A 23,634-nucleotide genomic window follows, 5' to 3' on the forward strand; every position below is an offset into this window, starting at 1 on the left:
GCCTCGACCAACTGAGGGCGATCGACCATGCGGCGGTCGCTTACGACATGGTGTCGAGCTTGCGCTGCATGGCGGCGATCTGTTGCTTCAGTTCCTGAAGGTCGTCGCCGCTCTTTTCCGCGACGTCCTTGCGGGCCGGCTCGGGTGCAGCCGCGGCCGCAGCATTTGTGGCGGCGGTCGGGAAGGGCGTGAACAGGCGCATCGCGTTCTGGAACATTTCCATGTTGCGGCGTGTCTGCTCTTCCAGCGCCTTGATCGGAGTGGCGATCTTCATCACATCCAGCGGCGACTTGCCGATCGCGCCCTTCATCTGCTCGCGGAACCGCTCCTGTTCCTTGGAGAAGGCCATCATCGACTGTTCGAGGAAGCTCGGCACGATCTGCTGCATCTGGTCGCCATAGAAAGCGATCAGCTGACGCAGGAACGGGATCGGCAGCATGTTCTGCCCATCCTTGTTCTCCAGTTCGAAGATGATCTGCGTCAGCACCGGATGGGTAATGTCGTCACCGGTCTTGGCGTCCTGGACGGTGAACTCCTCGCCCTTCTTGACCATCTCGGCCAGATCCTCGAGCGTGACATAGGTGCTGGTGCCGGTGTTGTAGAGCCGGCGATTGGCATATTTCTTGATAATGATAGGGTCGTCTTTCGCGGCCATCAGCATCCTCCCGGGACACCGGCGCGCCTGAGTAAGCCGCCGGTAACGATTGCGCCATTTTTAAGGATATGCGCAAAAGCTCTATAATTCCAAGCGCTTTGTGCAGTGCGGCATCATTTATTGCTGCATGGCCGGCCAATTATGCTGCGCAGCAAAGGTTGGGCGATCCCGCCGGCCGCTCACGCCCTGCTTGCGGCGCTTGGCCGGCATGCCCATTTCCGGTTTGACTTGGGGTGTGGAACGGGCAAGAAAAGTCCCAGCAAGCCCCCAAGAACACGACACCTCGAAGTCTGGAGAGAAAAATGTCCGCTTCCAATTCAATCGTCGTTGCCAGCGCCGCACGCACGGCTGTCGGCTCTTTCAACGGCGCCTTCGCCGCCACCCCGGCGCATGAACTTGGCGCCGTCGTCATCAGGGAGCTTTTGGCGCGCGCCGGCGTCGAGCCGGGTGAAGTCGACGAGGTCATTCTCGGCCAGGTGCTGACCGCCGCGCAGGGCCAGAACCCCGCCCGCCAGGCGTCGATCAATGCCGGCCTGCCCCAGGAGACCACCGCCTGGGGGCTCAACCAGGTTTGCGGCTCTGGCCTGCGCGCCATCGCGCTCGGCATGCAGCAGATCGCCGCCGGCGACGCCACTGTGATCATCGCCGGCGGCCAGGAATCGATGTCGCTGTCGCCGCACGCCGAGCACCTGCGCGCCGGCGTCAAGATGGGCGACTACAAGATGATCGACACCATGATCAAGGACGGGTTGTGGGACGCCTTCAACGGCTACCACATGGGCAACACCGCCGAGAACGTCGCCCGCCAGTTCCAGATCACCCGCGACGACCAGGACCAGTTTGCGCTGGCCTCGCAAAACAAGGCCGAGGCCGCGCAGAAGGCCGGCAAGTTCAAGGACGAGATCGTCGCCTTCACGATCAAGGGCAGGAAGGGCGACACTGTCGTCGACCAGGACGAGTACATCCGCCACGGCGCCACCATCGACGCCATGTCCAAGCTGAAGCCGGCTTTCGACAAGGACGGCACCGTGACCGCCGCCAACGCGTCGGGCATCAATGACGGCGCCGCCGGCGCGCTGCTGATGAGCGAGGCCGAAGCCACGCGGCGCGGCATCACCCCGCTGGTGCGCATCGCCTCATGGGCGACGGCCGGCGTCGATCCGGCGATCATGGGCACCGGACCTATTCCCGCCTCGAAGCGGGCGCTCGAGAAGGCCGGCTGGTCGGTCAAGGACCTCGACCTTGTCGAGGCCAATGAAGCCTTCGCTGCGCAGGCCTGCGCCGTCAACAAGGGCATGGGCTGGGATACGTCGATCGTCAACGTCAATGGCGGCGCCATCGCCATCGGCCATCCGATCGGCGCGTCGGGCGCCCGCGTCTTCAACACGCTGGTTTTCGAGATGCGCCGCCGCCGCGCCAAGAAGGGCCTTGCCACGCTGTGCATCGGCGGCGGCATGGGCGTCGCTCTGTGCGTGGAAGCGCTGTGAACAAGAAGTGAGTAGTGAATAGGGAGTAGTGAATAGGGAAGAAGGAGCAGCGCGGCGGGATATCGATCCCTACTCGCTATTCCCTACTCCCTATTCCCTTCTTCCGACCAAAGGGAGGAAGAACTTTCAATGACCAAAGTAGCGCTCGTCACCGGTGGATCGCGCGGCATCGGCGCCGCCATATCGATCGGCCTGAAGAATGCCGGTTACACCGTTGCCGCCAACTATGCCGGCAATGACGAGGCAGCGGGGAAGTTCAGCGCACAAACCGGCATCAAGGCCTACAAATGGTCGGTCGCCGACTACGACGCCTGTGCCGCCGGAATCAAACAGGTCGAGGCCGATCTCGGCCCGGTCTCGGTGCTGGTCAACAATGCCGGCATTACCCGTGACGCCATGTTCCACAAGCTGACGCGCGAGCAGTGGAAGGAAGTCATCGACACCAATCTGTCTGGCGTCTTCAACATGACGCATCCGCTGTGGGGCGGCATGCGCGACCGCAAATTCGGCCGCGTCATCACCATCTCCTCCATCAACGGCCAGAAAGGCCAGGCCGGCCAGGTCAACTATTCCGCCGCAAAGGCCGGCGACATCGGCTTCTCGAAGGCGCTGGCGCAGGAGGGCGCGCGCGCGGGCATCACAGTCAATGTCATCTGCCCCGGCTACATCGCCACCGAGATGGTCAAGGCGATCGACGAGAAGGTGCTGAATGAACGCATCATCCCGCAGATTCCGGTCGGCCGCCTCGGCGAACCGGAAGAGATCGCGCGTTGCGTCGTCTTCCTCGCCTCTGAGGACGCCGGTTTCATCACCGGTTCGACCATCACAGCCAATGGCGGCCAGTATTTCGCCTGAACGACAGCATTTCGCCCGGTAGGACGGGCCGGCTTATGGCCCGTTTTTTTCATCGCCGGCCGGCGATGTTCCCGGGCTGCGCGCGAGACAATGACCCGTTCCGGCACGCAAAGATTAACGATTTCCAGGCGCCCTGTGCAAAACCCGGTTCGCAAGCTGAGAATTCTCGGTGGACAAGCTGTGGATAACACAAGATGTTGGGGTGAACAAACCAGGAAAATCCCGCCATCGCTGATTCGTCACCCATTCGTTCCGGCTTTGAGCGGAACGTTAACGACCAGGGCCGAATACCACCGGAAAATGGTTAAGGCCGATTAAGAAAATTCAGCAATTTCATAATGTTGGCCGAGGCGTATCGGATCACGACGATGCCCGGCCGGCAAAGGTTAACGCCAATGGTCGCCTTGCAGGAATCGGGCCAGTTTCCGCGATTCAGCATATGGTGAGACTCAGGCTCGCAAAATCCACATGTAGCCGTGAACAAAAGCTGAATCTGCCGGAGTCACTGATTCGTCGCCGATTCGTTCCAGACTCGTTCCAACTGTTAATTGAGACCTCAACGACGAACCGTGGGACTGCCGGCCGGAACATTCCGCTTTCGCTTCGCGCCTGAAATCCCTATGTGTCGCCTGTCATACGCGCCATGCGAGGCGCGCTCCCGACAACACGATGCAGAAAGCCTCATCTCCAGGCCGATGAACATCCAGCCGAAACACACCGAGCCGCTGATCCTGTCGGGTCGCGACGTGACTGCCGTGCTGGGTCCGACCAACACCGGCAAGACCCATCTCGCCATCGAGCGCATGGTGGCGCATGAGAGCGGCATTATCGGCCTGCCGCTCCGCCTTCTGGCGCGCGAGGTCTATGCCCGCGTCTGCGAAAAGGTCGGCGCCCACAAGGTGGCGCTCATCACCGGCGAGGAAAAAATCCAGCCGCCCGGCGCGAAATATTCGGTCTGCACCGTCGAAGCCATGCCGCGCGAGACCGACGTTGCCTTCGTCGCAATCGACGAGGTGCAGCTCGCCGGCGACCTCGAGCGCGGCCACATCTTCACCGACCGTATCCTGCACCTGCGCGGCCGCCAGGAAACGCTGCTGCTCGGCGCGGCCACCATGCATGGCATCCTGCAAAAGCTGCTGAGAGGCGTCTCGGTGGTGACGCGCCCTCGCCTGTCGCACTTGGCCTATGCCGGTTCGAAGAAATTGACCCGCCTGCCGCGGCGTACGGCCATCGTCGCCTTCTCCGCCGACGAGGTCTATGCCATCGCTGAGCTGATCCGCCGCCAGCAAGGAGGAGCGGCGGTCGTGCTCGGCGCGCTGTCGCCCCGCACCCGCAACGCCCAGGTGGCAATGTTCCAGGCAGGCGACGTCGACTATCTCGTCGCCACCGACGCCATCGGCATGGGCCTCAACCTTGATCTCGATCATGTCGCCTTCGCCCAGAACCGCAAATTCGACGGCTACCAGTACCGCAACCTGACGGCGGCCGAGCTCGGCCAGATCGCCGGCCGCGCCGGCCGGCATCTGCGCGACGGCACCTTCGGCGTCACCGGTCAGGTCGATCCGCTGGACGAGGAACTGGTCAAGCGCATCGAGGGGCACGAGTTCGATCCGGTGAAGGTGCTGCAATGGCGCACCGCGCATTTCGACTTCGCCAGCCTCGACGCGCTGAAGCGCTCGATCGAAACCAACGCGCCGGTCGAAGGCCTGACGCGGGCGCTGCCGGCGGTCGATGCGCAGGCGCTCGAACATCTCTCCCGCGACGAGGACATCCGCGCGCTGGCTACCAATGCCAAGCGCGTGGCGCTGCTGTGGGAAGCCTGCGCGTTGCCGGACTACCGCAAGATCGCGCCGGCCCAGCACTCCGACCTGATCGCTTCTATCTACACCGACCTCGCCAAACACGGCCATGTCGACGAGAACTACATGGCCGAGCAGGTGCGCCGCGCCGATACGACCGAGGGGGACATCGACACGCTGTCGCACCGCATTGCGCAGATCCGCACCTGGACATTCGTGTCCAACCGGCCGGGCTGGCTGGCCGATCAGGCACACTGGCGGGAAAAGACGCGCGAAATCGAAGACAGATTGTCGGATGCGCTGCATGAGCGGTTGACGAAACGGTTTGTAGACCGCAGGACTTCCGTCCTCATGCGGCGCCTTAGAGAAAATACAATGCCTGAAGCCGAAATCAGTCCTACCGGAACCGTCCTTGTCGAAGGCCATCATGTCGGCGAGTTGCAAGGGTTCCGCTTCACCGCCGACCAGAGCGCCGGCGGCGAAGACGCCAAGGCCGTGCGTACGGCAGCGCAAAAAGCGCTGGCCGCCGAGTTCGAGGCGCGTGCCGAACGCTTCGGCGCCTGCGCCAATGGCGACCTTGCGCTCGGCTCCGACGGCACGCTGCGCTGGATCGGCGCGCCGATCGGCACGCTGGTTGCCGGCGAGGACGCGCTGAAGCCGCGCCTGGTGCTTTTGGCCGACGAGCAGTTGACCGGCCCCGCCCGAGACAAGGTCGCCGCGCGCGCCGAGCGTTTCGTCAATTTCCAGATCGAGTCGCTGCTGAAGCCGCTGGTCGACTTGAAGAATGCCGAGCAGATCGCCGGCATCGGCCGTGGCATCGCCTTCCAGCTCGTCGAGCATTTCGGCCTCATCAACCGCCGCGACATCGCCGAGGAAATGAAGTCGCTCGACCAGGAGGGTCGCGCCGCCTTGCGCCGGCTCGGTGTGCGCTTCGGCGCCTACCACGTCTTCGTGCCGGCGCTGATCAAGCCGGCGCCCGCCGGACTGATTACGCTGTTGTGGGCGCTGAAGAACGACGGCAAGGACAAGCCGGGCTTTGGCGACGTGGTGCACGCACTGGCTTCCGGCCGCACCTCGGTGGTCATCGATCCTGCTTTCGACAAGAGCTTCTACAAGCTTGCCGGCTACCGCAATCTCGGCCGCCGCGCCGTGCGCATCGACATTCTGGAACGGCTGGCCGACCTGATCCGGCCTGCGACCAACTGGAAGCCCGGTCTGGGACAGCGCCCGGACGGCGCCTATGACGGCCAGTCCTTCATGGTGACGCCGCCGATGATGTCCATCCTCGGCGCAACCGCCGACGACATGGAAGAGATCCTGAAAGGTCTCGGCTATCGCGCCGAGCCGAAGCCGCCGGCAGAGGTCAAGGCGCGGCTGGAAGCACAGGACAACGCGGTGCGGGAAGCGGCTGCCGCCAAGCTGGCTGCGGACGCGGCTGCAAAAGCTGAACAGGCCAAGGCGGCGGAAGCCGCTGCAAGCGAAGCCGTCGCTGAAGCGCCGGCCGTTGGATCGGAGCCGGATGCGGTTGCCGCCGCTGAGCCTGCGGCTGAGCAGCCCGTCGCCGAAGCCGCAGCGGAGGCTGTTGCAGACGCTCAGCCGGAAGCGCCTGCCGAGGGTTCGGAGCCAGCTGCGGCCGTTGAAGCTACCGCCGAGGTCCCAGCCATCGACGAAACAACTGCAGAGCCTGCAGCGCAAGAACACGCTCCGGCCGTTGCAGAGGCTGACGACACTGTCACCGAAAGCGCCGACGCTTTTACCTCCCCCTCGATGGGGGAGGTCGCGGCGCGAAGCGACGCGGGTGGGGGTGACAGCGCTGACGAAACCGATAGTGCAGACCGCGTAGCCGATGCAGGCGCAACCGCCGACGCCGGCGCTGCCCCCACCCCGGCGCTGCGCGCCGACCCTCCCCACGAGGGGGAGGGTGGAAGCGCTGAGCCTGTCCCCGAGGCCGAAGCGCCAAAGCCCATCTTGCTGTGGCGGCAGGGTCGTTTCGAGCAGCGCCCGCGCCATCGTCAAGGCCGGGACAATCGCCCGCGTAACGGCCAGGCTAGCCGCGCCGATGCGCCGGCCGACGCTGCCGGCGGACAGCCGGCACCGGGCGAACGGCCGGCCTATCAGGGCCGGCGCGACCAGCGCGACGGTGCCGCCAAGCCACGCTTCGACCGTTCGAAGTTCAAGCCCAAGCCGCAGGCCGAGGGCGAACAGCGCCGCGACGGCAAGCCGCAAGGCGAGCGTCCGCGCGAGGGCCGGCCTGACTGGAAAGGCGGCAGGCCGGAAGGCAAAGGCGGACCGCAAGGCGCCAAGCCGGCTTTCCAGGCCAAGCCACGCGAGGAACGCCCTGCGCGCTTCGATCCGGACTCGCCCTTCGCCAAGCTCGCCGCCTTGCGCGACCAGCTGAAGAAGTAGGCTCTGAGCATGATCCCGAAAAGTGGAACCGGTTTTCGGACAAGATCATGCTCCAACAAGAGATAACTCGCTGCGATGGTTGCTGAAGGTCGTCAGCGCATCGACAAGTGGCTGTTCTTTTCGCGCGCGATAAAATCGCGCTCGCTGGCGGCCAAGCTGGTTGTCGCCGGACGCGTCCGCATCAACAGCGACAAAGCAGCGCAGGCCTCCGATCTGGTCAAGCCTGGCGACGTTTTGACCATTACGCACGAGCGCCGTATTTTCATTTGGAAGGTGCTTGGCACCGGCGTGCGGCGCGGTCCGGCCGAGGAAGCGCGCACGCTCTACGAGGACATGTCCCCGCCGCCGGCGCCGAAAGGCGAGGCTGTTGCCGATGCCATTCCGGCGCTGCGCGACGCCGGCAGCGGCCGGCCGACCAAGAAAGAGCGCAGGCAAACCGACCGGCTGTTCGGGGAAGACTGAAGCCTTGGCCGTCTGCGCCATGCCGGCGGTCTGGAATTTCATTCCGGACACGCGGGCCCCGCCTGCAATGGCTGCCCTTGCAAGCGGCAGGCAAAGGCGTTACCTCACCAAAAAAGCCGCCGCATCGGCCCGAAAATCGGAAATCGATTTTTCGGAAGGCACGATGCGCAGATTCAAAGTGTCAGAGCGTACTTTGTGCGTCCAATTGGACGCACGTCGCTCTAGCAAGAACGGGACGTCCCGGAGCCGACCAATGACCTATGTCGTGACCGACAACTGCATCAAATGCAAGTACATGGACTGCATCGAGGTCTGTCCGGTCGACTGCTTCTACGAGGGCGAGAACATGCTTGTCATACATCCCGACGAGTGCATCGACTGCGGCGTCTGCGAACCGGAATGCCCGGCCGATGCAATCAAGCCCGACACCGAGCCGGGCCTCGACAAATGGCTGCAGGTCAACACCGAATACGCCGAGAAATGGCCCAACATCACCGCCAAGAAGGAGCCTCCGGCAGATGCCAAGAGCTTCGACGGCGAGGCCGGCAAGTTCGAGAAATATTTCTCCGCCGAGCCCGGCGAAGGCGACTGAGCACATGACGCTGGAATCGGAATCGATTTCGGAAAGGGTGATGCGCAAAGCAAAAAAGTGCGGCCTATTGGATCGTCATAACGCTGCGTAACGCGCATCATACATTAACTGCCTTGACAGGCGGCGATGGCGCTCGACCTTCGCGTTTGCAGCAAAACCTTGATTCTTCCGACTTTTTGTGCTACACCAGTTGAAACATGCCGGTGACACAACGTCGATTTATGGCGCAAGCGCCCCAAATCACTGAAAGGTGAAATCCCCAATCGGACCAGAGCGATCTGGGCCAGGCAGTCGCTATGTATGCGGTTTGCCGGTCCCGGCTTTTTCCGATGGGTTCATCTGTTGTGCGGCTAACGATCGGTGTCCCCGGTCGCATGCGTTCGGACCGGCAGGCCGCCGGTGCCACAACAAGGAGTTCAGGGCGTAATGGCAACGATCACCCCGCAGAAGAAGTCCACCTCGGCACGCCACGGTTTCAAGACCGGCGAGTACATCGTCTATCCGGCGCACGGCGTCGGCCAGATCGTCTCGATCGACGAGCAGGAAGTTGCGGGCCACAAGCTGGAACTGTTCGTCATCGACTTCCAGAAGGACAAGATGCGCCTGAAGGTTCCGGTCGCCAAGGCGACCTCCATCGGCATGCGCAAGCTGTCGGAAGAGGATTATGTCGAGCGCGCGCTGAAGGTCGTCCAGGGCCGCGCCCGCGTCAAGCGCACCATGTGGTCTCGCCGTGCGCAGGAATATGATGCCAAGATCAATTCGGGCGACCTGATCTCGATCTCGGAAGTCGTGCGCGACCTCTATCGTGCCGACAACCAGCCGGAACAGTCCTATTCCGAGCGTCAGCTCTATGAGGCGGCACTCGACCGCATGGCGCGCGAGATCGCGGCAGTCAACCGCATGTCGGAAACCGAAGCCGTGCGCCTGATCGAGGTCAACCTCAACAAGGGCCCGAAGCGCGGCGCCAAGGCCGACAATGAGGAAGCCGAGCAGGAAGAAGCTGCCTGATCGCTTTCACCGTCGAATTCATGAAAAACCCGGCCTTGTGCCGGGTTTTTGTTTTTACCCCCTTGTGGGGTTCCAAGGAAGGGCGAGACCCGTGGCTCGCCCAGGCAGGGTCGCTGCGAAGCAGCGAGGATGGGGGACGGCACCAGACCCGACCCGGACCTTCCGTCCGACCTCCCACAAGGGGGAGGTAGAAGGCTCAGCCGCCGGCTTCCTTCTCCGCCTCCTGCTTCAGCGTCGCAATAAAACGCTTCGTCCGTTCACGCTCCGGGTTGGAGAACACCACGGCGGACGGCCCCTTCTCGACGATGACGCCGGCGTCGAGGAACACCACCTCCTGCGCAATCTTGGAGGCAAGGCGAAGGTCGTGCGTGGCCATCACCATGGTCGTGCCTTCGCTGGCGAGTTTTCCCAGCACGTCGACCACTTCCTGCGCCAGTTCCGGATCGAGCGCCGAGGTCGGCTCGTCGCAAAGCAGCACTTTCGGGGACGGCGCCAGGGCGCGGGCGATCGCCACACGCTGCTGCTGGCCGCCCGACAGCGTTGCCGGCCAATCATCCGCCTTGTGCGCCATGCCGACCTTCTCGAGCAGCGCCAGTGCCCGCTCGCGCGCCTTTGCCGTCGGCCATTTCAGCACCGTCACCAGGCCTTCCATGACGTTCTCGATCGCGGTGCGATGCGGGAACAGCTGGAAGTTCTGGAACACCATGCCGGTCTGCAGCCGCAGGCGCTGGATGTCGCGGCTGGGGATCTTGATGCCGGGACGGAATTCCAGCGTCTCGTCGCCGATGCGCACCATGCCCGAGGTCGGGATCTCCAACAGGTTGATGCAGCGCAGCAGAGTGCTCTTGCCACCGCCGGAGGGACCGACAAGCGCGGTGACGCTGCCTTCGGCAATGGTGACCGTCACGCCCTTCAGCACCAGATTGTCGCCGAAGCGCTTTTCGATATCGGTGAGGCCGATCATGAGCGCGCCTCCAGGAAGCCGCCATAGCGGTTGAGCCGCTCCTCCAGCCGCGTCTGCAAGGCCGAAAGCACCGAGCTCATCGCCAGATAAAGGATCGCCGCCTCGACATAGAGGATCAGCGGTTCATAGGTGGTGGCGACGATGCGCTGCGCCGCCTGGAACATCTCCGGCACGGTGATGGCGGCGGCCAGCGACGTATCCTTGACCAGCGAGATGAAGGTGTTGGACAGCGGCGGCACGGCGACGCGGCCGGCTTGCGGCAGGATGGTGCGCCGCATCGCCTGGCTCCAGGTCATGCCGATCGAATAGGCCGCTTCCCACTGGCCCTTCGGCACCGAGCCGATCACGGCGCGGATAATTTCCGAACTGTAGGCGCCTATGTTGAGGGTGAAGCCAATCAGCGCCGCCGGAAAAGCATCCAGCAATATGCCGACCGAAGGCAGGCCGTAAAAGATCAGGAACAGCTGCACCAGAAGCGGCGTGCCGCGAAAGATCCAGACATAGAAGCGGACCACGGCAACCAGAGGCTTGGGGCCGAACAGCCGCACCAGGGCGACAACCAGGCCGACGAACAGGCCGAGTGCGAACGATAGCAATGTCAGCGGTACGGTGAAGATCAACGCCGCCCACAGCAGTGTCGGCAACGAGTCCAGCATCAGGTGTAGCCAGTGCGGCACGAACGGCTCCTCCCTCACAGACCGCCGCGGTGACGGCAGTGCGATTGTGTGCTTCTCATATCATGCGAATAACGGCGAGCCGTCAAAGACGGCCCGCCGCTATTTGTCATTGCCGGCAAACCGCCGGGAGATGGTCTTTACTGCGAGACATCCTGGCCGAAATAGGTATCGGCGATCTTCTTGTAGGTGCCGTCGGCCTTGATGTCGGCCAGCGCCTTGTTGATCGCCGCGACCAGCTCCGGATCACCCTTGCGCACGATGACGCCGGAATAGTCGGCGTTCTCTTCCTGCGCGGCGATCTTCACATTGGCGTCCGGCTTGTGCTTCTTGAAGTCGAGGAAAGACAGGCTGTCATTGATGGTGGCGTCGGCGCGGCCGGTGAGCAGCAGCTGGATCGACTGGTCGAAGCCGTCGGTGCCGACAAGTTCGGCGCCGTTGGTCTCGGCGAGCTTGCCGAAATTCGATGTCAACGACTGTGCCGACTTCTTGCCCTTGAGGTCGGCGAAGGTCTTGATGTCGGTATTGTCGCCGCGCACGATCAGCACGGCCTTGGAGGCGATGTAAGGATCGGAGAAATCGTACTTGGCCTTGCGCGCGTCGGTGATGCCAACCTCGTTGATCACGGCGTCGTAGCGGTTGGCGTCGAGGCCGGCGATCAGCCCGTCCCATTTGCCTTCGAGGAACTCGACCTTGACGCCGAGCTTGTCGCCGATCGCCTTGGCGATCTCGACGTCGAAGCCGACCAGCGCGCCGGAAGCATCATGATAGGTGAAGGGCGCATAGGTGCCTTCGGTGCCGACTTTGAGGGTGCCGGCCTGCTTGATCTGGTCAAGATTGGCGCCGGCATGGCCTGATGTAACAGCCAGAACCTGAAGCGTTCCGGCGACGATGAGCGAATTGAGCCATTTCATTTCTATGTGATCCCGTCTTGGCCGGTGTCCGGCGCTTGTGAGAGCCGGAAACTGACAGATACAGCGCAGCAAAATAAGGAACCAGATTTCAAAAAAACGGCGATCCAGAAATCAGATTCTCAAAGCAGCTCGGATCGGTGCCAATAGTCCCGATCTGCGGTGCCGATGCGCCCTGTCGGACCGCACAAAACAACCGCCATCGGCGGCGGAACCAATCCCCGGTGTGGCACGTTCATGGCTTGTTGTAGGGCGCCGCGTTTCCATTTCAAGAACCCTTGGCTGCGCTAGGCCCGAAGCAATTCCAGGAAAGTGGGAAAGCGGTTTCCTTCGGAATTGCGTCAAACAGAGATAACGGCCGCCAGGCCGTCCGAAAATGTCCGGGAGCAGGAGCGCGGCATGATCGAAGACACGGCAGGACGGACCATGGTCCGCACGGCAATGAAAGCCCCTTACCTCGAGCGCGATGAGGAACATGTTCTCGCCTTGCGCTGGAAGGAAGACCAGGATCAGCAGGCGCTGCATCAGATTACCGTCGCCCATATGCGGCTGGTCATCTCCATGGCTTCGAAATTCCGACATTACGGCCTGCCGCTCGGCGATCTGGTCCAGGAGGGCCATGTCGGGCTGCTGGAAGCAGCCGCGCGTTTCGAGCCGGAGCGCGAGGTGCGCTTCTCGACCTATGCGACATGGTGGATCCGCGCTTCGATGCAGGACTATATCCTGCGCAACTGGTCGATCGTTCGCGGCGGCACCTCTTCGGCGCAAAAGGCGCTGTTCTTCAACCTGCGGCGCCTGCGCGCCCGTCTTGCCAATGGCGCCGAGCCGATCTCTAACGCCACGCTCTACCGCGAAGTCTCGGTAGCCCTCGGCGTCTCCGAGGCCGATGTCGAGAAGATGGATTCCAGGCTTTCAGCACCTGACTCTTCGCTCAACGCACCGCTCGCCGACGAAGCCGGCACCACCGAGCGGATGGACTTCCTGATTTCGGACGATCCATTGCCTGACGAGGTCGCCGGCGACACTATCGACGTTGAACGGCGCCTGATGTGGCTTAAGACGGCGCTCCGCGCGCTCAATGCCCGCGAACTCAGGATCATCGAGGAGCGCCGGCTGACCGACGAAGGTGCGACGCTTGAGGCGCTCGGCGAGACGCTCGGCATTTCCAAGGAGCGTGTCCGCCAGATCGAGGCCCGCGCCATGGAAAAGCTCAAGCTCGCGCTGGTGAAGCAGAATCCGGAGTTCATGGCGGCCTGAGATTGCCAGGAACAGGGGTACCGCCCCTGAGTTATCTCAGAAAAAAGCATGCGAAGGCTGGGGTTTCTGACGAAGACCGGCGCTATCTGTCCGTGACGATCTTGACCTTGTCGCCGGCCGAAACCGAGGCGCCCGGCGACATCGCGTTGAGCACGCGGAACAGATCGAGCTTGCGGTCGACGCCGACCATCTGCGCCGAAAGTGTGCCCATCGTCTGCCCGGCCTGTACCGTGACGACGCGGATATGCAGCGGCTTCAGTGCCGCTTTCTCGGCGGGGCTGAGCACGCGGAACGAACCGCTGACCGAGCGTGCCACCGGATCGAGTGTCGTGCTGGCAGAGGGGGCCGCTGTCAAAAGCCGGTAGACCTGACCGCCGGCGCGGATCACCGCAATGTCGAACTGCCAGCCATCGGCGCCGGCGTGCGCGGTCGCCGCCTGGTTGCCGTCGATCGTCTCCTGGCGCACACTGGTCTCGTCGAGACCGGCCACCCAGCCGCTTCTGATGTAGTCGGTCAGCGCACGATCCTTGTCGATCGACACACCGTCGAAGCGGATCGCCATGTCGCCGGGACCGGTCGCCGTCACTGCCGCCGCCGAATTGTCGATGATGAAGCCGTCGGGCACCGTGAACGATACGCCGAGGCCCGGATGCAGGAAGGTCTGGCCGCGCACATAGCCCTCTTCCGGCGTGTCGCCATAGAGCAGGCCGTCTATCCCGGCCAGGAAGGAATCGCGGTCGCGGGTGCCGATGCCCGGCGCGCCGAACTGACGGGCGTGGCGCTGCGCCAGATCAATTCGCTGCGGCGTGTTGGGGTGCGTGGCCAGGAAGTCGAGGCTGGCGTCGGTGGCGCCGCTGATCGAGCGGAAATCGGTATAGGCCGACATCGACTGCAGGAAACGCCCGGCGGCATAGGGATCGTAACCGGCCTCGCCGATCGACTTGATGCCGATGGCGTCTGCCTCCAGCTCCTGGTTGCGCGAGAACTGCGCCAGCCTCAGCTTGCCGCGGATCAATGCCTGCTTGGCGGTCGGGCTGTCGCCCAGCACATCGGAGACCACCTTGGTCGCCAGGCCTTCCTCGGCCTCGAGCTGCTGGCGCTGCAAGCCGTGATTGGCGGTGACGTGGCCCATCTCATGCGCGATGACGGCGGCGAGTTCAGCCGAATCATTGGCCAGTGCCAGCAGGCCGCGGGTGACGTAGAGATAGCCACCCGGCAGCGCGAAAGCGTTGACGTTGGGCGAATTGAGGATGGTGATGCGATAGGTCTGGGTCGGATTGGCCGACACCACGGTCAGGCTGCCGACAACCTTGGCCACCATGCGCTCGAGCTTGGGATCGGAATATTCGCCGCCATAGGTGGCAAGGATGCGCGGATGTTGCGCCTTCGCCAGTTCGGCAAGCTTGCTGTTGGCGGCGACATTGTCGACCGTGATCGGCTTGTCGGAAGGCTGGAAGCCGGATTCCTGCACTTCGGGAGGCGTGAACATCTGGCAGCTGGCCAGCGCCACGGCAAGGCCGGCCAGCGCGAGGAAGCGCACCAGCGGTCTGCGTTTCAAAGTGTCAGTGCCGGTCGGCAGCACGGCGTTCCTTCAGCTCTCGGCGCATGATTTGGACCGGGGTCCGCGCCAGCGAAAAATCGGTTTTCGTTGGCAATCCTGCACACATCAAAAAACCTACAGCGTTTACGCATCCGGCCGGATGCGGCGCTGTAGGGGGCAAATCACGGCTCGTGCCGGACCAGTACTAAGCGGACCTAGCCACATCGACTGGACCATGGCAAGCAAGCGCCACATCACCTGTAGCCGGTTTGGTCGTAAATTATGTCCGCTTCCGGGCAATATCGCGTGATCAGCCCGAACTTGCGCCGATATAGCGCCGAAACGCTTCAGGGCCAGTGCCGTCGAAAAAATCGGCGGCAGGTCCCGTCGCGGCAACCCTGCCATTGTCCAGAAAAACCATCTGCTCGCCGATACGGCGAGCGTCTTCCGGCTGATGCGTGACGAACAGCACCGTCATCGCCCGCTCGGCATGAACGCCGGCCACCAGGTCGAGCATGTCGTCGCGCAGTGCTGGCCCGAGCGAAGCGAACGGCTCGTCGAGCAGCAGCACTGGCCGGTCGCGCACCAGAACGCGGGCGAGCGCCACGCGCTGCCTTTCGCCGCCGGAGAGTTCGCGCGGCAGGCGCATTTCCTTGCCGGCCAGGCCGACGCGGTCAAGCGCCTCGGCGATCGCGGCGCGATCGGCGTCGGTCAGGTTGAGCGATGGCGAGCGGCCGAGCCCGACATTCTTCTCCACCGAGAGATGAGCAAACAGATTGTTTTCCTGGAACACCATCGACACCGGCCGCGCCGAAGGCGGCTTGGCGCCGACATCGGCGGCGCCGATCAGCACACGACCGGACTCCGGCGTCTCGAAACCAGCCACCAGATCGAGCAAGGTCGATTTGCCCGAACCACTTGCCCCCATGATGGCGGTGATCTTAGATGTATCGAATTCGACATCGAACAGGAATGACGTTTCGCCATAGCTGAACGAGACCTCGTCCAGCCGGACAGTCGTGCCTTTCTCCACAGCGGACGTCACGATCTCTCTCCCCGTCCCAGCCAGTCTGCCGCGACCACCAATGCAAGGCAGACCGCCCCGAGCAGCAAAGCCAGCCCGGCAGCATCGGCCGTGCGATAGCTGCCCATGCGCGCCAGCAGGAGATAGGGCAAGGTCTGCACCGAATCGCTGCCGAACAGCGCGATGACGCCGAGATCGCCGAGCGACAGCGCCATGGCGAAGGCAAAGCCGGTGGCCAGCGGCCGCCGGAGCGATGGCCAGTCGACCAGAAGCAGCCGGTTCCAGCCCGCAATGCCGAGCTGCGCGCACAGCTTTTCGTGGCGCTCGCTCGCCGCATCATAGGCCGGGCGCATCGCGCGGATGGCAAAGGGCATCGCCATCACCGCATTGACGGTGACGACCATGACCGGCGCGATGGCAAAGACATCGCTGACCGTGCGCAGCAGGAGAAACCAGCCGGCGCCGATGACAATGGGCGGCACGACGAGGACGAAGCCGGCGCCGGTGTCGGTGGCATGTTCGAGCAATGAACGGGCACTGGACCGGCGGCGCAGCGACAATGCCCGACGCGCCATGATCAGCGACAGCGACAGCGCCACCGAAAGTAGCGCCGCCGAGAAGGCGAGACCGGCGCTGGTCAGCGTCGCCTGACGCACGGCACTCTCGCCCGCCAACCGGCCGAGATCGGCGTCGAGGCCGGACGCGACGGTGGCCGCCATTGGTCCGGCGACGAACAGCAAGGCGAGCACGATCAGGACGGCGTTGAACGCTGTTTCTGCTTTGCCGGCCAAGTGATAGCGGCGCGGCGCGACAGGCAAATTGGCGTCGCCGGTCACATTGGCGCCGAGCCGCGTCAGCGCCAGCATGACGGCAAAAGTCAGCGCGATCTGCAGCACCGTCAGCGTCACCGCTCGCGCCGGATCGAAGTCGAAACGCAGCGCCTGATAGATGGCGACTTCCAACGTCGTCGCCGCCGGCCCGCCGCCGAGGATCAGCACGATGGTGAAGGAGGTGATGCAAAGCATGAAGACAAGCCCGGCGACGCCCGGCAGCGCGGCGCGCAGCACCGGCCACTCGATCAGCCGGAAGGCTGGCCTCGCCCCCATGCCGAGCTGGCTCGCCAGCCGCCATTGATCGGCCGGCACCGTTCCCAGCGCTTCGAGGAAGAGCCGGGTGGCCAGCGGCAGGTTGAAGAAGACGTGGGCGACGAGGATGCCCGACAGCCCATAGATGTCGGGCCAGCTCTGGCCACCGATCGCGGCGAAATAACCGGCGCGGCCATAGAGCGCCAGTATGCCCAGCGCTCCGACAATTGCCGGCAAGGCAAGGGGCACAGTGAACAGCTGCAGGATGAAGCCGCGTCCGAAGAAGCGCGGATGCCGCGACAGCGACCGGGCGACGAAGAGCGCCGGTACGGCGGAAAGCAGAGTCGAGAGCGCAGCCTGCCAGAGCGTGAAGCGGACAACGCGCAGGAGATAGAGGTCAAAGGCGGACGCGGCGCCGGAAAGGTCGTGCGCGCCTTCGCGGATAAGGCCGGCGAAGGCGCCACCGATCAGCAGCGCGATTGCCGCAAGCGCGACAATGCCGGCCGTGATGCGGGGGTCAGAGCGTTGCACTCTTTACCGGGCGTCGCGTTCCTTCGCGCCCCCCTCTGTCCTGCCGGACATCTCCCCCACGAGGGGGGAGATTGGCGGTTTTAGCGCTCCGCTCATTCCTGCAGCTTCGGAGATTGGCGAAAGTCAACGTAAAGGCCAATCTCCCCCCTCGTGGGGGAGATGTCCGGCAGGACAGAGGGGGGCGCCGTAGAGCACTCATCTTTTGACTATACAGCCAAATCTACTTGCTCATCACCGCCAGCCATTCATCCACCCAGGCCTTGCGATTTGCCGCGACCTCTTCCGGGCTGAACAGCAAGGTCTTCGCCGGCTTGACCAGCCTATCAAAAGCCGGATTGAGCGGCTTGTCGGTTTTCCCGGCCGGGAACATCCAGTTGGTCTCCGGAATGACATCCTGGAATTTCGGCCCGGTCATGAAGGCCAGGAACTTCGCCGCCAGCGGGTTCTTCGCGCCCGTGGTGGTGATGCCCGCGACCTCGACCTGCAGATACTCGCCCTCCTCGAACGAGGCGGCCTGGTAGCGCCCGGTGTTCTCGGCCACCATGTGGTAGGCCGGCGACGTCGTATAGGAAAGCACCATCGGCGCCTCGCCCTTGGTGAACAGGCCGTAGGCCTCGCTCCAGCCCGGCGTCACCGTCAGCACTTTGCCCCTGAGTTTCGCCCAGGCTTCCGGCGCCTTGTCGCCATAGACCGACTTGACCCACAGCAGCAGGCCGAGGCCCGGCGTCGACGTCCTCGGATCCTGGATGACGATCTTGTCGGCGGCATCGCCCTCGACCAGTTCCTTCAGGCTCTTCGGCGGGCTCTTCAGCTTTTCGGTGTCGTAGACGACGGCGAAATAACCATAATCATAGGGCACAAAAGTGTCGTCGCTCCAGCCGCCCGGCACGTTGTTTTCAGCCACCGCGCCATGTCGGACAAACAGGCCGGAAGCCTTGGCTTCCGCGGTGAGGTTGGTGTCGAGGCCAAGCACGATATCTGCCTTGGTCGAGGCACCTTCGAGCTTGACGCGGTTGAGCAGCGCGACGCCGTCGGCCGCCGAGACGAAGTCGACGCTGCAGCCGCACTCGGCTTCGAATTCCTTCTTCACCTGGGGTCCCGGACCCCAGTCGGCAGTGAAACTCTCATAGGTATAGATCGTGAGTTTTTCCTGCGCTGACGCAGGGCTTGCCAGTAGCGAAACAGCAAGCCCCAGCGCTGGGACAAGACGGGACAAAAACATGCGCATCGGCGCCTCCTTCATTCGTGTTGAAAGGAATTGAGGCGTCGGGCTGTCCGAAGCGTCTAATCCCTCCGCCGGTACAAACCGGATCAGGTTCAGCGGGTTGGCGAGACTGCCTCTCAGCCGGCCCGCGAAGATCGCGTCCGGCACCCCGTTAGAGCGTTTCGACACATAGGCTCGGCCAAGGTGCCACGCAAGCGGAAGTTTGCCCGAGCATGATCCCGGAAAGTGGAATCCGTTTCCGGAAAAAGATCATGCTCCAACAAAGAGTGACGGTGCCGCTCGGCCTTCCGTTTCGTCGGCGGGGCTGGTAAGGGCCAGCGGATATGAGCACATTCACCATCCTGCTTGGCGGCGATCTCGTCCGCACGCCGCGGCTCGACCGCCAGGTCGCGGGCACGCGCGTCATCGCCGCCGACGCCGGCATCGGTCATGCCCGCCTGATCGGCCTGATGCCGGAGCTGTGGGTCGGCGATTTCGATTCCGTGCCGGCGGACCTGCCTGCCGATCTCGCCGCCGTGCCGCGGGAGGTGTTTCCTCCCGAAAAGGACAAGACCGATGGCGAGCTGGCGATCGCGGCGGCATTGGAACGCGGCGCCACCAGCCTGGTGCTGGCCGGCGCTTTCGGCGGCAAGCGCGCCGACCACGCCTTCCTGCATCTGGCGCTCAGCCTTCAACTGGCAGAGACAGGCACAAAAGTGCTGTTGACCAGCGGAGCGCAGGAAGGCGCCCCTTTGCTGCCCGGCAAGGCCGGCTTCGACTATGCCGACGGAACGCTGTTTTCGGTGCTCGGCTTTTCCGATCTTTCGGGCCTCACCGTGTCCGGCGCGAAGTGGCCGCTCGACCATGTCGAGGTCGTGTTCGGCTCGTCGCTGACCATCTCGAACGAGGTCAAGTCCAACAAGACCGGGGGCGGCCTCGAAATTGAGCTCGGCCATGGCCGCGCGCTGCTGCTCGCCCACCCCTACCCCTTGCCTGAAAGCTGACATGGCCCCGCCCCTTCTCAACCTCGACGGCATAAGACTGACCTTTGGCGGCACGCCGCTGCTCGATGGCGCCGAACTGACGGCGTCCGCCGGTGACAAGATCGCGCTCGTCGGCCGCAACGGCTCCGGCAAGTCGACGCTCCTGAAGATTGCCGCCGGTCTGATCGAGCCGCAAGACGGCGAGGTCTTCCGCCAGCCTTCGGCAACGGTGCGCTATCTCCCGCAAATGCCCGACATGGACGGCTTTGCCAATGTGCGTGCCTATGTCGAGGCCGGGCTTGGGCCTGCCGACGATCCCTACCGCGCCACATATCTGATGGAGCATCTCGGCCTCGCCGGCACGGAGAACCCCAACGATCTCTCCGGTGGCGAGGCGCGCCGCGCAGCACTTGCCCGCGTCATGGCGCCCGAACCCGATATTCTGCTGCTTGACGAGCCGACCAACCATCTCGATTTGTCGGTCATCGAATGGCTGGAAGAGGAGCTCGTCCGGACGTCTTCGGCGCTGATCGTCATCTCGCACGACCGACGCTTCCTCGAACGCGTCTCGCGCGCCACCGTCTGGCTCGACCGTGGCCAGACCCGCCGCCTCGACAAGGGCTTTGGCCATTTCGAGGAATGGCGCGACCTTGTGCTGGAAGAGGAAGAGCGCGAACAGCACAAGCTCGGCCGCCAGATCGTGCGCGAGGAGCATTGGCTGCGCTATGGCGTGACGGCTCGCCGCAAACGCAACATGCGCCGCCTGGGCGAACTGCAGACCATGCGCCAGCGTTTTCGCGGCCATCGCGGCGCCGAGGGCTCGGCGACCATGGTGGCCAGCGACGCCGCCGAATCCGGCAAGCTGGTGATCGAGGCCAAGAACATCGAGAAGAGTTTTGGCGACCTGACCGTGGTCAAGGGCTTCTCGACCCGCATTCAGCGCGGCGATCGCGTCGGCCTTGTCGGGCCGAACGGCGCCGGCAAGACGACGCTGTTGAAGATGCTTACCGGCGAGATGAAGCCCGATGCCGGCTCGGTGCGGCTCGGCACCAATCTGGAAATCGCCACGCTCGACCAGAAGCGCGAGGCGGTCGATCCGGCCGAGACCCTGGCGCAGTATCTCACGGACGGGCGCGGCGAAAACCTCGTCATCAATGGCGAGCAGCGCCATGTCGTGTCCTACATGAAGGATTTCCTGTTCAAGCCGGAACAGGCGCGCACCCCGGTGCGCGAGCTGTCCGGCGGCGAACGGGCGCGGCTGCTCCTGGCGCGTGTTCTGGCGCGGCCGGCCAACCTTCTGGTGCTCGACGAGCCGACCAACGATCTCGACATGGAGACGCTGGAACTGTTGCAGGAACTTGTCGCCGGCTTTGCCGGCACGGTCATCCTGGTCAGCCACGACCGCGACTTCCTCGACCGCACCGTCACCAGCATCATCGCCCCGGACGGAGGCGGCCGCTGGATCGAATATGCCGGTGGCTATTCCGACATGCTGGCGCAGCGCGGCGGCACCCGGCTCGACGACCGCAAGGCGCGCGCCAAGGCCGAAGCCAGCGATGCGCCGGCGCCGGGCAAGAGCGAGCCGGCAGCGCCAAAAGGGCCGTCGAAGAAACTGTCGTTCAAGCAGAAATTCGCCCTGGAATCGCTGCCCAAGAAGATCGAGGCGGTAATGGCCTCGATCTCGCGTTTGGAAAACAACATCGCCGATCCCGCCTATTACGAGCGCGACCCGGCCTCGTTCCAAAAGACCATCGCCGCCCTCGACAAGGAACGCGCCACGCTGGCCGCACTCGAGGAAGAGTGGCTGGAACTGGAAATGCTGCGTGAGGAGATGGAGGGGTAGCATTGCCTGCGTCTTTTATGCGCGTATATTGTGCGCATGAAAGGAGGCATCTCCGTGCTTCAATCGACGCCAAAAACTCAGCGGACCTCTGTCAACACGTCCATTGACTCTCAGTTGATCAAGGACGCCAAAGCGTTGGGCATCAACATCTCCCGCGCTGCCGAAGCAGGGATCGCGAAAGCGATTGCGGCGGAGAAAACGCGTCGATGGCAAGAAGAAAACAGGGAAGCCATCGAAAGCTCCAACGAATATGTCCGAAAGAACGGACTGCCATTGGCTAAACACCGGCCGTTCTGATGGCGCGTTACGATTTCTATCGGAGTACCGAGAGCGACGGTTATCTTCTCGACGTGCAGTCAGATATGCTTGAAGGGCTGAGCACGAGGGTGGTCGTTCCTTTGATGCCGCCCGAGATTGCCCCGCTTCCTGGCCGCCGCCTGAACCCGACCTTCGCTATAAACGGCAAAGATCTTGTGATGGTCACACAGTTTGTGTCGGCCTTCAGCGCGTCCGAATTGCGGATGCCAGAGGGAAACCTTTCTAGACATCACGACGACATCGTCGCCGCCCTCGACATGCTGTTCCAGGGCTTCTGAGCGAAGGCAGCCGCTACTGCCGCCCGTCAACCTGCCGTCTTGGCCTGCCAGGCCTTCAGCGCCTCGTCGAACACCTTCTCGCCCGGAATGCCCTTTTCCATGGTCAGCAGCGCCCGGCGTCCGGTCTTGTAGACCACCGGCACGTCGATCCAGTCCTGGCCTCGAAGCAAGGTCATATTGGCGTCCTCGTCGGCCTTGGTGTCGTTGAGCGCCACCAGGAAGAAGCCGTCGGCGATCTTGGCCGGAATGCCGATCAGCGGGCTGCCGGCATCCTGTTCCGAACTCTTCATGGCGACGCGCAGGATGTTGTCGACGCCACCGCCGTCAAAGCCCTCGGGCGTCAGGAAGATCATCTCGATGATGTGGCTGGCCGGCAGCGTCTGGTCGGTATTGCGGCGGATGGTCATGCGCAGCTGGATGTCCTTGCCGGGAATGGTCGCCTCGGCGCGGATCGCCGGCTCGGGCGGCAGGTCGCCGCCGGGCGATTCCTGCACCAGCGACCAGACGATGCTGCCGGGTTCGGCCGAACCTTGCGCGGTCGAGGTGCGTTCCTCGTAGAAGATCGCCTTCTGGCCGACCGCAACGGTCGGCGCGGGAGCGGCGGCCGCCGGCGCAGCGGGCGGCGTGCCGGCCGCGGGCGGCGTGGCGGCGGCATCAGCCGGTGCTGCCCCATTGGCCGGCGGAGCGGCGCCATCGGCGGGCGGCGTTGCCGGTGGCGTGGCGGAAGCGGCGGGCGCCGGCGTGGTGGGCGCGCCCGTGGCTGCGGCGTCGCCGGCCGGCGGGGTCGCAGGCGCTGGCGCCGCCGCAGGCGGTGCTGGAGCCGGGGGTGGCGGTGTGGTCAGCGCGGCGACGGACTCGCCCTCGCCGATGCCGCTTTGACCGGCCGCGGGACCGGGGTCGGTCTCACCGCCTTCGGGCGACAGGCGCTGGGTGAACTTCGTTCCCTCGCCGGCAGGAGCCGGTGCGGGTGCATCGGCCGCGGGCTTGGCCGGCGCCGGCTTTACCAGCGGTTCGGTCGAGACCGTCTTGGTGTCGCCGCCAAGGCCCAGCATCGAGCCAAAGGCATCCTTGTTCAGCCAGATGCCATAGCCGCCGCCGGCGACCACCAGAAGCGCGACGACAGCCGCGATCAACCCGCCATAGCTGCGCCTGCGCTCGGCGGGGCGCAGGCGTTGGAACGTGTCCGCCGCCGGCTGCTCGTCATTGGCAAAGACATCGGCGCTATCGTCGTCGGCGTCCAGCTCCGCGGCTTGCTTGTCGATGGTTTCTGCACGCGCCACAGGCGGAGGCGGTGTCGGAGCGGGCCTCTGCCAGCTCGGCTCTGTCCTGGTGGTCGGCGCCGGCTGCACGGGTTTCGCCGGCTGCCAGGCCGGCGCAGGCGTGGCGGAAGGCTTTACATGACTGGACTGGTTCTTGTTGCGGTCGATGGAGGAGAAGATGTGCTCCAGCTCCGCCAGTGGGTCGGATGCCGGCAGTGCCCTGGCATAGTCGCGCTCGACGCTCGAGATGGCATCTTCCAGGGATCGCTTCTGCGTGCTTATGGCTTCGGCGGCGAGCGGCGGCGAATACTCCGCAAGCTTCTTCGCCAGCATGGTACGAACGCTTTCATAGATCCGCGTACGCTTTTCGGGCGTTTCGTCGCCGTGCTTGTCGAGCGCCTTTTTCAGAATAGCAACGAAATCTGCCATGCTTCAGTCGACCTGTATTGTGTTTCCGCGCCGGCCCCCGCAAATCGGCCGCGATGCCCGGAAAGGCTTC

20 protein-coding genes and 1 riboswitch are annotated in these 23,634 nt (G+C 64.0%); of the genes, 11 read left to right on the forward strand and 9 right to left on the reverse strand.

What is annotated here, in order from left to right:
• Nucleotides 1-40 precede the first annotated feature (40 nt).
• Nucleotides 41-655 (reverse strand): polyhydroxyalkanoate synthesis repressor PhaR, encoded by a 615-nt coding sequence (gene phaR / locus NKI64_RS02415; protein ID WP_023731809.1) that lies wholly within the window; start codon nucleotides 653-655, stop codon nucleotides 41-43.
• A gap of 302 nt (nucleotides 656-957) precedes the next feature.
• Between phaR and NKI64_RS02420 the strand changes: the two genes are divergently transcribed.
• The 6 genes from NKI64_RS02420 (at nucleotide 958) to NKI64_RS02445 (ending at nucleotide 9,264) form a co-directional block, all read left to right on the forward strand.
• Entirely contained in the window at nucleotides 958-2,142 is a 1,185-nt protein-coding gene (locus NKI64_RS02420; protein ID WP_352652190.1) for an acetyl-CoA C-acetyltransferase, read from the forward strand.
• A gap of 129 nt (nucleotides 2,143-2,271) precedes the next feature.
• Complete coding sequence (gene phbB / locus NKI64_RS02425) at nucleotides 2,272-2,997, forward strand: acetoacetyl-CoA reductase (protein ID WP_023698448.1); 726 nt, start codon at nucleotides 2,272-2,274, stop codon at nucleotides 2,995-2,997.
• A 695-nt stretch (nucleotides 2,998-3,692) separates the two neighbouring features.
• On the forward strand, nucleotides 3,693-7,202 hold the full coding sequence (locus tag NKI64_RS02430; protein ID WP_352666373.1) for a helicase-related protein: 3,510 nt from the start codon (nucleotides 3,693-3,695) through the stop codon (nucleotides 7,200-7,202).
• Nucleotides 7,203-7,277: 75 nt separating this feature from the next.
• Complete coding sequence (locus NKI64_RS02435) at nucleotides 7,278-7,664, forward strand: RNA-binding S4 domain-containing protein (protein ID WP_023673663.1); 387 nt, start codon at nucleotides 7,278-7,280, stop codon at nucleotides 7,662-7,664.
• Nucleotides 7,665-7,917: 253 nt separating this feature from the next.
• Nucleotides 7,918-8,256: a ferredoxin FdxA gene (gene fdxA, locus NKI64_RS02440; RefSeq protein WP_013529180.1), complete on the forward strand. Its 339-nt coding sequence runs from the start codon at nucleotides 7,918-7,920 to the stop codon at nucleotides 8,254-8,256.
• 426 nt (nucleotides 8,257-8,682) lie between these two features.
• Complete coding sequence (locus NKI64_RS02445) at nucleotides 8,683-9,264, forward strand: CarD family transcriptional regulator (protein WP_023673664.1); 582 nt, start codon at nucleotides 8,683-8,685, stop codon at nucleotides 9,262-9,264.
• Nucleotides 9,265-9,460: 196 nt separating this feature from the next.
• Here the strand turns inward: NKI64_RS02445 and NKI64_RS02450 are convergent, their stop codons facing one another.
• From NKI64_RS02450 to NKI64_RS02460, 3 genes are all read right to left on the reverse strand, one after another.
• Nucleotides 9,461-10,228 carry an amino acid ABC transporter ATP-binding protein gene (locus NKI64_RS02450; protein WP_023685808.1) on the reverse strand — a complete coding sequence of 256 codons (768 nt, stop codon included), beginning with the start codon at nucleotides 10,226-10,228 and terminating at the stop codon, nucleotides 9,461-9,463.
• Entirely contained in the window at nucleotides 10,225-10,905 is a 681-nt protein-coding gene (locus NKI64_RS02455) for an amino acid ABC transporter permease (RefSeq protein ID WP_023693608.1), read from the reverse strand. The genes NKI64_RS02450 and NKI64_RS02455 overlap by 4 nt, the downstream gene beginning before the upstream one ends.
• Before the next feature lie 137 nt (nucleotides 10,906-11,042).
• Nucleotides 11,043-11,816 (reverse strand): amino acid ABC transporter substrate-binding protein, encoded by a 774-nt coding sequence (locus tag NKI64_RS02460; RefSeq protein ID WP_023702802.1) that lies wholly within the window; start codon nucleotides 11,814-11,816, stop codon nucleotides 11,043-11,045.
• A gap of 396 nt (nucleotides 11,817-12,212) precedes the next feature.
• On the opposite strand from NKI64_RS02460, the gene NKI64_RS02465 reads away from it, so the two are divergent.
• Nucleotides 12,213-13,070, forward strand: coding sequence for an RNA polymerase factor sigma-32 (locus NKI64_RS02465; protein ID WP_023693606.1), 858 nt, complete (start codon nucleotides 12,213-12,215; stop codon nucleotides 13,068-13,070).
• 82 nt (nucleotides 13,071-13,152) lie between these two features.
• Here NKI64_RS02465 and NKI64_RS02470 read toward each other — a convergent pair whose 3' ends face one another.
• From NKI64_RS02470 to thiB, 4 genes are all read right to left on the reverse strand, one after another.
• Nucleotides 13,153-14,559: a M48 family metalloprotease gene (locus tag NKI64_RS02470; protein WP_245260137.1), complete on the reverse strand. Its 1,407-nt coding sequence runs from the start codon at nucleotides 14,557-14,559 to the stop codon at nucleotides 13,153-13,155.
• Nucleotides 14,560-14,920: 361 nt separating this feature from the next.
• Nucleotides 14,921-15,655: a thiamine ABC transporter ATP-binding protein gene (thiQ, locus tag NKI64_RS02475; RefSeq protein ID WP_352666376.1), complete on the reverse strand. Its 735-nt coding sequence runs from the start codon at nucleotides 15,653-15,655 to the stop codon at nucleotides 14,921-14,923.
• Nucleotides 15,652-17,250: a thiamine/thiamine pyrophosphate ABC transporter permease gene (gene thiP / locus NKI64_RS02480; protein WP_352666378.1), complete on the reverse strand. Its 1,599-nt coding sequence runs from the start codon at nucleotides 17,248-17,250 to the stop codon at nucleotides 15,652-15,654. Before thiP ends, thiQ begins: the two co-directional genes overlap by 4 nt.
• A gap of 220 nt (nucleotides 17,251-17,470) precedes the next feature.
• A complete protein-coding gene (thiB, locus tag NKI64_RS02485; protein ID WP_352666380.1) occupies nucleotides 17,471-18,478 on the reverse strand; it encodes a thiamine ABC transporter substrate binding subunit in 1,008 nt (335 codons plus the stop codon).
• A 43-nt stretch (nucleotides 18,479-18,521) separates the two neighbouring features.
• A riboswitch (TPP riboswitch) is annotated at nucleotides 18,522-18,636 on the reverse strand.
• Between the two features lie 162 nt (nucleotides 18,637-18,798).
• On the opposite strand from thiB, the gene NKI64_RS02490 reads away from it, so the two are divergent.
• The 4 genes from NKI64_RS02490 to NKI64_RS02505 are packed head-to-tail and all read left to right on the forward strand — an operon-like array spanning nucleotide 18,799 to nucleotide 21,876.
• Nucleotides 18,799-19,458 (forward strand): thiamine diphosphokinase, encoded by a 660-nt coding sequence (locus NKI64_RS02490; RefSeq protein ID WP_352666382.1) that lies wholly within the window; start codon nucleotides 18,799-18,801, stop codon nucleotides 19,456-19,458.
• 1 nt (nucleotide 19,459) lies between these two features.
• Nucleotides 19,460-21,280, forward strand: a complete 1,821-nt coding sequence (locus NKI64_RS02495; RefSeq protein WP_023690493.1) for an ABC-F family ATP-binding cassette domain-containing protein — start codon at nucleotides 19,460-19,462, stop codon at nucleotides 21,278-21,280.
• A 54-nt stretch (nucleotides 21,281-21,334) separates the two neighbouring features.
• Nucleotides 21,335-21,577 (forward strand): type II toxin-antitoxin system CcdA family antitoxin, encoded by a 243-nt coding sequence (locus tag NKI64_RS02500; protein ID WP_023693600.1) that lies wholly within the window; start codon nucleotides 21,335-21,337, stop codon nucleotides 21,575-21,577.
• The gene (locus NKI64_RS02505; RefSeq protein ID WP_023673676.1) at nucleotides 21,577-21,876 is read left to right on the forward strand and encodes a CcdB family protein; all 300 of its coding nucleotides are present in this window, start codon (nucleotides 21,577-21,579) and stop codon (nucleotides 21,874-21,876) included. Before NKI64_RS02500 ends, NKI64_RS02505 begins: the two co-directional genes overlap by 1 nt.
• A gap of 26 nt (nucleotides 21,877-21,902) precedes the next feature.
• Here the strand turns inward: NKI64_RS02505 and NKI64_RS02510 are convergent, their stop codons facing one another.
• A complete protein-coding gene (locus tag NKI64_RS02510) occupies nucleotides 21,903-23,564 on the reverse strand; it encodes a hypothetical protein (protein ID WP_352666384.1) in 1,662 nt (553 codons plus the stop codon).
• Nucleotides 23,565-23,634 lie beyond the last annotated feature (70 nt).

The organism is Mesorhizobium sp. M0478 (assembly GCF_040321305.1).
Classification (GTDB): domain Bacteria; phylum Pseudomonadota; class Alphaproteobacteria; order Rhizobiales; family Rhizobiaceae; genus Mesorhizobium.